The 12,625-nt window shown below is 60.8% G+C and carries 11 protein-coding genes and 1 pseudogene; 6 read left to right on the forward strand and 6 right to left on the reverse strand.

Annotation, left to right across the window (positions count from 1 at the left end; translation table 11 throughout):
- Positions 1 to 138: 138 nt before the first annotated feature.
- Positions 139 to 348 carry a hypothetical protein gene (locus FYB92_RS00540; protein ID WP_139313018.1) on the forward strand — a complete coding sequence of 70 codons (210 nt, stop codon included), beginning with the start codon at positions 139 to 141 and terminating at the stop codon, positions 346 to 348.
- Positions 349 to 351: 3 nt separating this feature from the next.
- On the opposite strand, the gene FYB92_RS00545 is transcribed toward FYB92_RS00540, so the two are convergent.
- A complete protein-coding gene (locus tag FYB92_RS00545) occupies positions 352 to 474 on the reverse strand; it encodes a hypothetical protein (protein WP_275399272.1) in 123 nt (40 codons plus the stop codon).
- On the opposite strand from FYB92_RS00545, the gene FYB92_RS00550 reads away from it, so the two are divergent.
- The 3 genes from FYB92_RS00550 (at position 475) to FYB92_RS00560 (ending at position 2,666) form a co-directional block, all read left to right on the forward strand.
- The gene (locus tag FYB92_RS00550) at positions 475 to 1,023 is read left to right on the forward strand and encodes an ankyrin repeat domain-containing protein (protein ID WP_003617293.1); all 549 of its coding nucleotides are present in this window, start codon (positions 475 to 477) and stop codon (positions 1,021 to 1,023) included.
- Positions 1,024 to 1,160: 137 nt separating this feature from the next.
- The gene (hisC, locus tag FYB92_RS00555; protein ID WP_075625240.1) at positions 1,161 to 2,222 is read left to right on the forward strand and encodes a histidinol-phosphate transaminase; all 1,062 of its coding nucleotides are present in this window, start codon (positions 1,161 to 1,163) and stop codon (positions 2,220 to 2,222) included.
- 165 nt (positions 2,223 to 2,387) lie between these two features.
- Entirely contained in the window at positions 2,388 to 2,666 is a 279-nt protein-coding gene (locus tag FYB92_RS00560) for a hypothetical protein (RefSeq protein ID WP_040511321.1), read from the forward strand.
- A 229-nt stretch (positions 2,667 to 2,895) separates the two neighbouring features.
- Here the strand turns inward: FYB92_RS00560 and FYB92_RS00565 are convergent, their stop codons facing one another.
- A complete protein-coding gene (locus FYB92_RS00565) occupies positions 2,896 to 4,215 on the reverse strand; it encodes an MFS transporter (protein WP_062808499.1) in 1,320 nt (439 codons plus the stop codon).
- A 742-nt stretch (positions 4,216 to 4,957) separates the two neighbouring features.
- On the opposite strand from FYB92_RS00565, the gene FYB92_RS00570 reads away from it, so the two are divergent.
- Entirely contained in the window at positions 4,958 to 5,437 is a 480-nt protein-coding gene (locus FYB92_RS00570) for a hypothetical protein (RefSeq protein ID WP_040511319.1), read from the forward strand.
- A gap of 403 nt (positions 5,438 to 5,840) precedes the next feature.
- Here FYB92_RS00570 and mdoH read toward each other — a convergent pair.
- From mdoH to FYB92_RS00585, 3 genes and pseudogenes are all read right to left on the reverse strand, one after another.
- Positions 5,841 to 7,995, reverse strand: a pseudogene (gene mdoH, locus FYB92_RS00575) (glucans biosynthesis glucosyltransferase MdoH).
- Positions 7,983 to 9,518 (reverse strand): glucan biosynthesis protein G, encoded by a 1,536-nt coding sequence (locus FYB92_RS00580; protein WP_332828016.1) that lies wholly within the window; start codon positions 9,516 to 9,518, stop codon positions 7,983 to 7,985. The pseudogene mdoH and the gene FYB92_RS00580 overlap by 13 nt, the downstream one beginning before the upstream one ends.
- Positions 9,519 to 9,658: 140 nt before the next feature.
- Positions 9,659 to 10,000, reverse strand: a complete 342-nt coding sequence (locus FYB92_RS00585) for a winged helix-turn-helix domain-containing protein (protein ID WP_003617275.1) — start codon at positions 9,998 to 10,000, stop codon at positions 9,659 to 9,661.
- A gap of 131 nt (positions 10,001 to 10,131) precedes the next feature.
- Between FYB92_RS00585 and FYB92_RS00590 the strand changes: the two genes are divergently transcribed.
- Positions 10,132 to 10,626: a GNAT family N-acetyltransferase gene (locus FYB92_RS00590; protein ID WP_332828017.1), complete on the forward strand. Its 495-nt coding sequence runs from the start codon at positions 10,132 to 10,134 to the stop codon at positions 10,624 to 10,626.
- 137 nt (positions 10,627 to 10,763) lie between these two features.
- On the opposite strand, the gene FYB92_RS00595 is transcribed toward FYB92_RS00590, so the two are convergent.
- Positions 10,764 to 12,227 (reverse strand): mannitol dehydrogenase family protein, encoded by a 1,464-nt coding sequence (locus tag FYB92_RS00595; RefSeq protein ID WP_332828018.1) that lies wholly within the window; start codon positions 12,225 to 12,227, stop codon positions 10,764 to 10,766.
- Positions 12,228 to 12,625: the final 398 nt, after the last annotated feature.

The following is a 12,625-nucleotide window of genomic DNA, read 5'->3' on the forward strand; positions in this document are numbered from 1 at the left end:
CCCCATGGGGGGCCGGGGCATGGATCTGCAACTACGCCGCAGCCTGTCCGAAACGGTTGATGGGGCAACCGTTTTACACACAATCTCACGACCACCTTATGGGAACAAGCCACCTCATCCGGCGCGACGGCACCTGTATTGAAGGCCCGAACCGCCCGCGATGCCAGCCCCGTGGAATCACGACTGCTCGACCCCATGATACGACCGCGTAACGGCCGGGCAGCCATGGGCCTGCTTCCAATGTATTTCGTGCAACATCGGCGCGGCCATGAAAATGACATGACCCCGTGCCACATGACAAAGGAACGCGCCGTGGCGTCTCTTGCGAAGGGGCGCGGCATTGCGTAATCATCACGGCAGGCGCCGCGCGGCATCCCGGCCGCCCCGCCACGGCGCACCCGCCATGACGGCCCGCGCCGCAGGCGGCCCCCGCCCCACCGCCACCCTGATCCAACCCGCACGCGAGGCAGGCACATGACCCAGACAATCGCCAGCGGCGACCCCGCCGCCACCGCATCCGAGCAGACATTTACAACCACGCAGATCGCGGACCTGTACCTGTCCGCCGCGCGGGATGGGGAAACGGACCTGGTCAGGGAATTCCTGCGCGCGGGAATCGACCCCGACATCCGCAATGACAAGGGATATACCGCCCTGATCCTGGCGGGGTACAACGGCCATGCGGACACGGTGCGCGCGCTGCTTGAAGGGGGGGCGTCGCCTGACCTGCAGGACCAGAAAGGCGCCACCGCGCTGGCGGGCGTGGCGTTCAAGGGGGATCTGCCCAGCGCACGCACCCTGATCGCGCACGGGGCAAGGATTGATGTCCCCAACGGGGTCGGGCGCACGCCGCTGATCTTTGCCGTCATGTTCAACCGCGACCCGATGGTGGCGCTGCTGCTTGAACATGGGGCCAACCCCGACCTGCGCGATGGCGAGGGCGTCAGCGCACGCATGCTGGCGACACGGCAGGACAATGCCGAACTGCTGGCGTTGATGGGTCCCAAGCCCACGCAGGCATAAAGGCCGTCGCACCCCACATATCCATCTGTTTGATATGCCCTAAGAGTCGTCCGCCATTTACACCATCCACCGGCACGCGCCATGCGGGCCGGCATCATGCGCATTCGTTATTCGCATTTCAGTGGAACCCAAATGCAATGAGCCGTTTCTGGAGCCCCGTCGTCCACAACCTGACCCCCTATGTCCCTGGGGAGCAGCCGCGGATGACCAACCTGATCAAGCTCAATACCAACGAATCCCCCTATGGCCCGTCGCCAAAGGCCCTTGCGGCCATCCGGGCAGCAACGGACGACACGCTGCGCCTGTATCCCGACCCGTCGGCGCTGGCGCTGCGTCAGGCGATCGGGCGTACCCATGATGTCCCGGCCGGGCATGTGTTCGTTGGCAACGGATCGGACGAGGTTCTGGCCCATACGTTCCAGGCCCTGCTCAAACATGATGGGCCCTTGCTGTTTCCCGATATTTCCTACAGCTTCTATCCGGTTTATTGCGGGCTTTACGGCATCACGGCGCAGATGGTGCCGCTTGATGCGGATATGCGCGTCAATGTGGCGGATTACCTGCGCCCATGCGGCGGGGTGATCGTGCCCAACCCGAACGCCCCCACCGGCATGGCGCTCTCCCTCACGCATATCGAGACACTGTTGACCCATCACCGTGATCAGGTGGTCGTGGTGGACGAAGCCTATGTCGATTTCGGCGGCGAGACCGCCATTCCCCTGACCGCACGCCATGACAACCTGCTGGTGGTGCGCACCCTGTCAAAATCCAGCGCGCTTGCGGGGTTGCGGGTGGGCTATGCCGTGGGGCATCCCGACCTGATCGAGGCCCTGACCCGCGTAAAGGACAGCTTCAATTCCTACCCGCTCGACCGGCTGGCGCAGGTGGGCGCGATCGCCGCGATCGAAGATCGGGAATGGCTTGCCAACATACGCGAACGGATCATAAGATCACGCGACAGGCTGACACACAGCCTGGGAGAAATGGGGTTCGAGGTTCTTCCCTCATGCGCGAATTTCGTGTTCGCGCACCATCCTGGCCATGACGCGCTGACCCTTGCCCGGACCCTGCGGGAACGGGCAATCATCGTGCGACATTTCAGGACACCCCGAATCGCCCAATGGCTCCGTATCACCATCGGGACCGAGGCCGAATGTCAGGCGCTGTGTGACGCACTGGCTGACATCACGGCCACATAACACCGCGCCCGGGCGCACGTACGCGCCATCTGGTTGATACGGACCGGTCCATCGCCGCCATGCCCCATGACGGGAACATCCTTCTCATGGGTGTGGGGGCGTGCGTTCGTTCTTCCCAACCCTGAACAACAGACGTCTTGTTTTCCATTCGAATGGATTATCATCATGCGTGCATTCCACGGACAGATGTCCGACAACCAGCCCATCCGCCGTTCGCTGGCGGAAAAGCAGAAGCAGTTGCGCGACCTGCGTGAAACCCTTGCGAACATGAAATCGCACACCGCACCCGCTCTGCGCGATAGCGTGCAAAAGCGCATCCGCCAGTTGGAAGCCGAACTCGCCGCCGCACCCGCGATGAAGGCACCCCCCGCCAGGGGGCGCGACACGGCAGCAGGAGAGCGCGCGCCCGCACGCTCCCCCCGCCGTCGCCCTGAACGCGGCTGAGGCCGCAAGGATGATGCACCCGTGGGTATCGGCCTATGGGTAACGCCTGCGGGTATGCGGCCGTGGGTGCGCCCATAGCGCGCCCTCCTTATGAAAAAAGCGCGGACCTGCCGGGGCGGGTCCGCGCTTTTTTTTGCGGGCATGTCAGGACATAAATGCCGCGAAAATAAATACCCCGACTGCTGGGCTGCCCCTTCGCATGCAAGATGCACGCAAAGGGGGAAGCCGATCAGTGTTCGGCTGCGGCCAGTTCCCCGGCAATGTCGCCACGGGCGGCGGCTTCGTCCATGTAACGACGCGCCTCAGGCGAAATCGTCAACGTGATCGTCAGCAGGGCCGAAACCAGGTACAGGCCGGAGAAGATCCAGATGATCCCCTCGATCCCGTGCCAGGATTCAAACCACGTCACGACCGCCGGCCCGACCCAGGTACTCGCCCCCGCACCAAGGCCCAGCGCGGACAGCGCCGCCGCCTTTTCCTTGGGGCAGATCTGCGGCATCAGGCCCGACAGCGGCACAAAGGCGGCAACCGTCGCGCCATACAACGCCCCCATGGCGGCGGCGATGGCGAAATTACCGGGGAACATCAGCGGCACATAATAGAACAGCAGCACCGTAACCGCGGCACCGACCCCACCACCAATGGCCACGACCGAACGATGGCCCAGACGGTCCGCCATCATGCCCGATACGAGGTTCACGAGGATATTCGCCAGGAAGATGATCGACAGGAGCTGTAGCCACTGCGACAGTGAAAAGCCGATGACCTTGGTAAAGAACGCCGGCATGATGACCAGGAATGCATATTCCGATGCCGTGTCGATGATGCGCACGATCATGGCGATAAACGTCTTGGGTTCGCGCCACAGGATACTGACAGAGCTGAAGAAGATCGTCCCCGCCGAAGCACCCGGCGCGGCAAGGCGCCTGCTGCCGGTGGGTTCACGCGTCATCAGCAGCGCCAGAAGGCCACCGAACAGCACCAGCACCAGCGAGCTCCAGAACGTCATCATCTCGCCAATCACGGGGATGGCGAAACTTGCGAACAGGGAACCAAGCGTCGGCAGGCCGCCGGAAAATGCGAACCAGAACCAGCCCGCCGCCGAGCCAAGCTGGTGACGCGGGGTCGCCGCCGCAATCCACACCAGAAAGCCATACGTAAACAGCGGATAGCCGAAGCCACGCATCGTATAGGCCGCAAGCATCATGGAATAGCTGTTGGTCGCAACCCCCATGGACAGGAACACGACCTCGAACACGGCCCAGATTGCAAGGCCGATCCACATGACCCGCTTGGGCCCCCACAGATCGGACAGCGGGCCGGAAACCCAGGAGGAAATGGAAACCGTCACTCCATAAATCGTGAAGAGCAGCGCGGTGTCACGGCCGGAGATGCCCTGCTCTTCAAGATACGGCGCAAGATAACCTGCCTCCACACCGTCACCGATCATGAAGAACAGCAGGCCGACAAACCCCCAGAACAGGGGGGTGGGTATGCCAAGCTTATCGGCAAACGAAGTTCGCTGGGACAGAATGTCTGTCTGTTTCAAGGGGAGATACTCCTCTTTCACAGGCAGCCAACACTAGATTGAGGGGCTCCGCCTCATTGCGGAGCGTCGATGCAGGCTGCGTCCACGATGTACCGGCATGCCGGGATGCCATCGCGGAACCTCAGGTACGGAAAAGCGCGGTCACACATGCGGCGCCGCGCGCACGGGATAACGCCACAACCACGACAGCCTGCCGCATGGGCGCGACATGTCCGTGATAACCTGCGGATCGTTACCAACCGTTCTTGTTATGTCGTCCACCCACGGCTGAAATATGGGTCACGATATCGGCATCAGCCATATATGTGACAGTCATCATATCCCGTATCACCTGTATCAGGGGCGTAAATTCGCTTTTACGCAGCGATGGATGGACCATGAATTTTTAGGATACACAAAATCATTACGATATCGAATGATTTTGCAGGGGCATATGTCTCTGCACCTCCCGGTTTTATGCAGCACAATATATCAGATGGCTGGTTTTATACTCAAAATGACATCGGAATGTAAGCAAATTTTCTGATTTTTGCCACGATTGTCATTTGTTGCTGATAACACAAAGATTTTTTTGACATACATTAAGACATTGACGCACCTTTTCCCCGCCATGGCATGCTGTCATAATCCGGCCTGCCCTTCTTGCGTGGCGATAGGCCGCGCGTTGCGGCAAATGTCAGGTTTTCCTATGTCGCCATCGGCGTCCGGGGCCGGGATATCGGGTCACCGGGATATTCAGGTCATGGAACGTTTCACAGTGAGCCCCTTCGCACGTCCCCTTTTTTTCACGCTTCCAGCCCTTGTGGCGCTGCCTGCGTATTTCTGCACCCCGGCACTGGCCCAGAGCATTGCGACACAGAAGGTGCAGCACGCCATGGACGTGCTGCATTTCAAGCCGGACGCCGCCAGCCAGAGCTGCCTTGAAAAGCTTCAGGAACTCCACAAGGTCCAGGCCGTGATCGAAAAGGCGAGCGAGGGCACCCGCAACCCCGACCTGTCCCTGGCCCATGATGTCATGGAATCGGATTACGAGGATGCAACCGAAAGCTGCGTCCCCGATGCGGCCAAGCTCTGCAATGGCAAGCAGTTCCAGTCGGACGCCCATTTCCGTCAGGCCTGCGAAAGCCTTGATGCGGTGATGTCCATAGATGGCTCCAGCGAAGGGGAGGAAATGGCCACCCCACCCGAAGGGTCCTCGCCTTCCGACGGTGGCGGGGGCTGACGCCAGCCCGCGCTGTGCTGCAAAACGCCTGGCACGACAGGACCAGTGGCAAGGCCGGATAAGAGATTGTTTGAAAACAAATCCTTGATAAAAAAGAAAAGTTTTTGGGTGCTGCCTTTCGATCGAAAAAGGTGGCGTCTTTCGAAGCTTTTTGGAAAAAGCTTCACCAAAAACCTTTATAATTTCAGGATGTTATCGCGCCTGACTTTTCAAACAGTCTCTTAACGGCGGCGTCTTCCAATGTTTCTGGAGAACGCTTCACCAGAAACTTTTATGATCCCAGTGGGTGACTGACGTTGCGCCTTCAGGCAGTCGCTGGGCAGGAATTCCAGGTGCAGTTTTTCTGCAAAGCCACAAAGGACGCCGCTGTTTCAAAGAAACGGCGGCGTCCTGAAACACATCGTCAGGACAATGCCTCCAGCAGATGCAGTCCCTCGGCATTGCCAAGGACAGCGGCCTTTTCACGCGCACTCAGCGTCGTGCGCGCCGCCTGCAGGTCTGGCACTTCCCTAAGCTTGACCAGACCGACAAGCAGGTTGGCATCGATTGCGCCGCCCCTGTGACGCGGTGGCGGCAGCATGGCGCAATGCAGCGCCAGCAGCGCCGGATGCGCCCGCAGCACCAGCAATGCATCGCCAATCGGCCGCCCCGCCATATCGCTCAGGTTACGGACCGCGCGTGCCAGAACATCGGGGGGGGACGTCTCCTCCGGGATCAGCAGCAGGCCCGCACGCCGCAGGTCCTGCCCCGCGACACGACTGCCGGTCAGGATCGCCAGCGGGATCGCCAGCACCAGCCCCAGCAGGACCGGCAGCATCCACAAGAACAGAGACAGCGATACGACCCACGCAGCCACGCCAAGCACGACACCAAAGATGGTATAGCCAAGGTACAGCCGTGCGTTCTGCAGGGGGGACACCCCGCCGTCATCGCGCCGTTGCGCATTCCATCCTGAATCGCGTCCCATCAGGATCGACATGACACCCATCGTCTGGATCAGCATCGCCACCGGCGCCACCAGACCACCAAGAACCGTTTCGACCATGATCGACAGTGCAGCGCGCGCAGCCCCCCCCGCATCCGCGTCGCAACCGCCCGTCAAACAGCAGCGCGACATAGGCCAGCATCTTTGGCGCCAGCAGGATCAGCATCGTACACAAGAACATAAAGCGCGCCTGCACCGGATCAACATGCGGCCAGTGGGGGTATAACAGCTTGGTATCGCCAAAATATTCCGGTCGTGAAAACCGGCTCTGCAACGAGACAAGGATACCCGCCAGCAGGAACACCAGCCACAGGGGCGAGGTGACGTACGATCCGATCCCCATCAGCATATGCAGGCGGCTGATCCAGTGCAGCCCCTTTGCCGACACCACCTTGGCGTGCTGCAGGTTGCCCTGGCACCAACGCCGGTCGCGAATGGCGATATCCGTCAGCGACGGCGGGCTTTCTTCATACGATCCCATCAGGGCAGGCACCATGTGGATGGCCCAGCCGCCACGGCGCATCAACGCCGCCTCCACAAAATCATGGCTCATGATCGCCCCACCAAAGGGCTTGCGCCCCGGCAGGTGCGGCAATGCGGCCTGTTCGGCAAAGGCACGGGTGCGGATGACCGCGTTATGGCCCCAGTAATTCCCCTCCGCCCCATGCCACCAGGCAATACCGTGCGCGATCAGCGGGCCATAGACCCGCCCCGCGAACTGCTGCATGCGGGCGAACAGGGTCGTGCCATTGACGATCACCGGCAGCGACTGGATCAGGCCCACGCCGGGATTGGCCTCCATCGCGGCGGTCAGGCGCACGATGGTGTCACCGGACATGACGCTGTCGGCATCCAGGGTAATCATCTGCTGGTACGCGGCACCGAAACGGCGGACCCATTCGGCGATATTGCCTGCCTTGCGGTCGATATTATGCGGCCGCCGCCGGTAATAGACCCGTATCGTGCCCTCCGTCGCGCGGCACAGCGCCATATACGCCTCTTCTTCCGCCACCCAGACATCGGGATCGGTCGTATCCGACAGGACGAACAGGTCGAACGCCCCTGCCTGCCCCGTGGCGGCAAGGCTGTCACAGATCGCGCGCAGCCCGGCCATCACACGGCCGGGGTCCTCGTTATAAGTAGGCATCAGGAGTGCCGTACGCGCAACAAGTGTCGGTAGCGGCCCGTCAGGGTGGATGCCAAGGCCAAGCCCCCCCCGTCGCGAAACCAAAGAGCAGAACCCCGCCAGCGCGGACGTAAAAGCCAGTGCAATCCACAAGAACAGCACCACAAACAGCGCCAGCATGATGACACCGGCGATGGAAACGCTGATGGCGTTGAACACAAGGTTCATTTCATACGCCGCCCACCCCGTCAGCCCCAACGCACCACCCAGCACGACGGTCCGGCGCGCCACGATGCCCGACCACTGCGTCACCGGCGTCCCGGGACGTTCACCCGGCGGCAGTTGCGACAGCGAATGGACCGGCATGTCGAGCGGTGACGACGGTGGCAGCATGCCCCCCGGCGTGCCCCCTGGCGCGGGTGCTTCGCCGTGCGTCACGGCGTCCATCGGTACACCCATTCCTCTGATACGGTGGCCTGGTCATTTGCAAGCGAGCAGCCAAGTTCGGCGATCTTGGCTTCCTTGGGGTCGAATTCAAACGTGGCGCGCCAGCCATGGATATCGGGATTGGGTTCCACCACGACATTGCGGATCTCCCCCGCCGATGTCCGGGTCTGGAGATGGAATTTCGCATCCCTGGGCAGGTTTGCGAACGGCTCCCCCGTGAAATCTATGTCAAAGAAGCGCGTATGCGACCCATCGGTGGATGCCCCCACACGTGTCGCGGCAATCCGGGCAAGGTGCGTGGGCCACGGCGTGTCCCATCCCCAGTACATGCGATAGGTAAAGGCATATTCATGCCCCGCTGTCATGGTGTCGCGCGGCCGCCAGAACGAAACGATGTTGTCATTGACCTCGTTCGGGGTGGGAATTTCCACCAGATCCACGCTGCCCGCGCCCCAGTCGCCGATCGGTTCGATCCACAGTGAGGGCCGCTTTTCATAATTAAGGGCAAGATCCTCGAAATCAGCAAAGCTGCGCTTACGCTGCATCAGGCCAAAACCATGCGGACGCACATCGGCAAAGGCCGAAAACTGCAGGTCCTGTGGATTGCGCAACGGACGCCATAGTTGCTGGCCGCCCCCGGTCCACATCGACAGGGCCTCGCTATCATGGGCGGCGGGACGCCAGTCATCGACATGGTTGCGGTCGTTCGCGTCGAAATAGAACATACCCGTCAGCGGCGCGATGCCCGACTGCACGATGTCCTTGCGCGGATAGAGGTAGGTCTGCACATCAAAGACCGTCGTTTCCCCAGGGCGGATGGTAAAGCGGAACGCCCCCGTCAGCGACGGACTGTCGAGCAGCGCATGCAACACCACGCTATCGACACCAGAGCGTGGCTTTTCCAGCCAATAGGCACGGAACAGGGCAAATTCCTCACCCTTTGGGTCGCCCGTACCATCGGCGAAGCCACGCGCGGACAGGCCATAGCTCTGCCCCTTGGCCACGGCCCGGAAATACGACGCCCCAAGGAAAACGCAGAATTCCTCCATCACGCCGGGCGTGTTGATCGGCGCACGAATCCGCAGGCCCGAAAACCCGACATTTTCATCCACCCGCAACGCCGGATTGGCATAACTGAACAGGTCCGTGGAATAAGGCACGGGCGCGGCCTTGCCGTCGATCACCTCATACATCTCGATCCGGGGACGATAAAGATAACCACGGGGAAAGAACTCCACCTCGAACCCCAGATTCTCGCCATGCCACAGGGCCTGTTCCGGGCGATAGGCGATGGAGGTGAACTGATCGAAATTCATGTCCCGGATCGCGGCGGGCAGCGTTTCTTCGGGTGGGTGATAGGCCTGTTGCGACAGGCGGTGCGCAAGTTGCCTGACGGTGGTGTCATCAAAAACGCCTACATCCGGCGCATCCGCCGCACGCGCGCCACGAAGCGCATCAATCCCCCCGAAAAGGGAGAGAACCGACAAACCTGCCCCAGCCTTTACAATATCACGTCGCAACACTGAAAATATTCCCCGATCATTATCATTATCGGCCCACCACGCAGCGATTGCGGTGAACCTCTTTATCAATCGAACCCGCGTCATTCCCACGCGGCGGCAGTCCAGTCACCTTTGATCCCTATGCACATGACGTGGCATTTTCACGGCACTTCGCACATGCCACACAGGTCCGACAGCGGCCCTGTGGCGGCATCACGGGATATCTTTTCTATTTCCCTATACAGTTTCAGCACCTTGCGCCCGTCATCGGACAGCCCGGCCCCACCGCCACCACCCGGACGTGCGGCGACAAGTGGCTGTCTGAAGACCGAATTCATCGATTCCACAAGCAGCCATGCCCGGCGATAGGACATGCCCATCGCCCGGGCCGCAGCAGAGATGGACCCCGTTTCCTCGATCTGTTCCAAAAGGCGGATCTTTCCATGTCCCAGCAAGGGCTTGCCGTTGGCATCAATACGTAGCGTAAGACGCAGATCCGTCATTCTGTCAGGTGCTCCTGCACTTGGGGTAAGGGTGGGTGTCGGGACATGAATAACCGGAATATGACTATATCGTCCAATAATGCCCGGGAAATGTTTTATTATATTTCCCATCTATACGCACAATGGTGAAAATGACAGCACAATGGCGCCCCCTGTACCATCCCGACCTGCCAGATGTACAGGCCCTCGCACGGCAGATTCATCCGTCCTATCCCGAAGATGCGGCCGTGTTCACAGAACGCCTCGCCCTTTGCCCTGCGGGTTGCCATGGCCTTGCCCCCGAAGATGGCGCGGCAATCGCGGGATATGTACTAAGCCACCCCTGGCGGCTACGCACGCCACCACGGCTGAACACGCTGCTACACAGGCTGCCACTGGCCCCTGATTGCTGGTACATCCATGACATCGCCATCTCCCCCACCCTGCGTGGGCAGGGGGCGGCTACCCGTGCACTGGACCTGGTGGGACACGCCGCACGGCATGCAGGCCTGACACATCTCGGGCTGATGGCGACGGGGCAGGCTGTGGGATTTTGGGAACGGCAGGGCTTTGCGCCTGTGCCGGACAGTGCTGCGATGGCTGCCTCCTATGGCGCTGGGGCCATGCTCATGTCCCGCAGGACATGAGGCCGATCCCAAGCCGTTGAGCCATAAAGGCCGGATAAAAACCGCAACGGTTCCGAGGTTTCGTCCTTTCGCAAAAAGACGAAACCTTACGCAGAGTCCTGAAAAAAGTTTTAACCTTGCGGCTTTGTGACTTTGGGTCAGTCCGGCAGGCTGGCGCGCACCCCATGTTCACGGATCGCCCTGCGCGCGGTGACGATCGCCTGTGTCAATTGCGGGGTCTGGAGGTCACGCCACCCGTCAAATGCCGGCAGGGCCAGCGCGGCGGCAAGGTCGGGCGCACGGGCCAGCGCAACCTGCCCTTCCGTCAGGGTAGGTTCCAGCGGGGTGTAGGTTTCCCCCTTCTCGTCAACGCCGCGCAGCATTTCGAGATAGGCGGCAAGGCCAAAGGCGATACGCGACAGGTCATGCCCCGACTGTAGCGACCGGCGCACGGTGTCAGTCCAGAATACCTGCGACTTTGATGCCCCGTCGCTACAGATCCGCAGCAGCGTATCGGCCACCGCCCGGTTTGAAAACCGGCTGATGACCTTGCGGCGATAGGCATCAAGGTCCATCCCCTGCGGCGCATGGATCTGCGTCATGACGTCTTTTTGCAGATAGGCATTGATGAAACGGTGCAGGTCCGCATCGGCGATGGCATCATGGACATAGCGATGTCCAAGCAACAGCCCCAGCGCACCCAGCGTCACATGCGCGGCGTTGAGCATGCGGACCTTGACCTGTTCATAACCGGTCACGTCACTGACGAACTGCACCCCCACCGTTTCCAGCGCGGGCCGCCCGGCACAGAAACTGTCCTCCAGCACCCACTGGCTGAAATCCTCCGCCAGAACCGGCAGCGCATCGTCCAGCCCACTTTCGCGGTTCAGGAGGTCGCGCGTAGAGGCATCCACGCTGGGGGTAATACGGTCCACCATGCTGCACGGAAAGGTCACGTGGTCCTCGATCCAGGTGGCAAGGTCAGGATCGCAGGCCCGGGCATAACCGACAAAAGCGGTACGGGCCACCTGCCCGTTATGGCGCAGGTTGTCGCACGACATGACCGTAAACGGCCCCACACCAGCATCACGCCGATGACGCAGGGCCTCCACCACATATCCGAACACCGTGGCGGGTGCCCGCGGATTGGCAAGGTCTTCTTGCACCAGCGCGTTATCAACACGGAATTCGCCGGTTTCCTCGTCGATATTATATCCCCCTTCGGTAATGGTCATGCTGACGATGCGGGTCGCGGGATCACACAGGCGCGCCAGCACGGCCTGCGGGTCATCCGGGGCCAGCAGATAGCCGCGTAATGCCCCGATGACCCGGACGGTGCGCGCGCCATGCGCATCCACCTCCGTCAGGGAATACAGCCCATCTTGCGCGCGAAAGGTCGCGGCCTTGCGTTCGCTGCGCGCACCTGCCGTCAGACCGACGCCCACGATACCCCATGGTCCGGGATCCCCCTGATCCAGGCAGCGTTCGACGTACCAGGCCTCATGCGCGCGAAAGAAATTGCCAACGCCAAAATGCACGATTCCTGGCGCAAGCGTTGCCGGGTCATAGGCCGGTCCGCGTACACCTTTGGGAAGGTTTCCAAGAATCGCTTTGTTCAGCATGGTTATTTCCAGACTCCTGCTTGATATGGACACTCACGCAACCCCACGTATGCGGTCACGCCCCACCCCCGCGCGCAGGGGCACCGCCGGTACTAACGCACGAACATGGTGTTGGTGGCATGCATCATGACACAAACCAGACATATACCCCACCGATGCCCCAATGACACCTGATGCCACGACATGGGGAATTTCCGGGACAACCGGCCTTTGAGAATAAATCAGGAAATTTCCGGGGACTTTTCCTTCGCCCCTGCCTGAAAAGAACCCATCGGAAAGGATGTGTGGAAATTGTCTTGATATTGCATTTGCAAAAAACACAACATTATTCGAAAATTTTCAGTAGGCTGTCGGATCGGAAGCCAAGAGGCTGCTTGAAAAGTCAGGTTCAATAACAT

This window comes from Novacetimonas sp. GS1 (genome assembly GCF_036686925.1).
In the GTDB taxonomy this organism is placed as follows: domain Bacteria; phylum Pseudomonadota; class Alphaproteobacteria; order Acetobacterales; family Acetobacteraceae; genus Novacetimonas; species Novacetimonas hansenii.

Bases quoted from the DNA above. Each gene is read 5' to 3' on its own strand.
- FYB92_RS00550 (WP_003617293.1), top strand. From the start codon at position 475: ATGACCCAGACAATCGCCAGCGGCGACCCCGCCGCCACCGCATCCGAG.
- hisC (WP_075625240.1), top strand. From the start codon at position 1,161: ATGAGCCGTTTCTGGAGCCCCGTCGTCCACAACCTGACCCCCTATGTC.
- FYB92_RS00560 (WP_040511321.1), top strand. From the start codon at position 2,388: ATGCGTGCATTCCACGGACAGATGTCCGACAACCAGCCCATCCGCCGT.
- FYB92_RS00570 (WP_040511319.1), top strand. From the start codon at position 4,958: ATGGAACGTTTCACAGTGAGCCCCTTCGCACGTCCCCTTTTTTTCACG.
- FYB92_RS00585 (WP_003617275.1), bottom strand. From the start codon at position 10,000: ATGACGGATCTGCGTCTTACGCTACGTATTGATGCCAACGGCAAGCCC.
- FYB92_RS00590 (WP_332828017.1), top strand. From the start codon at position 10,132: ATGACAGCACAATGGCGCCCCCTGTACCATCCCGACCTGCCAGATGTA.
- FYB92_RS00595 (WP_332828018.1), bottom strand. From the start codon at position 12,227: ATGCTGAACAAAGCGATTCTTGGAAACCTTCCCAAAGGTGTACGCGGA.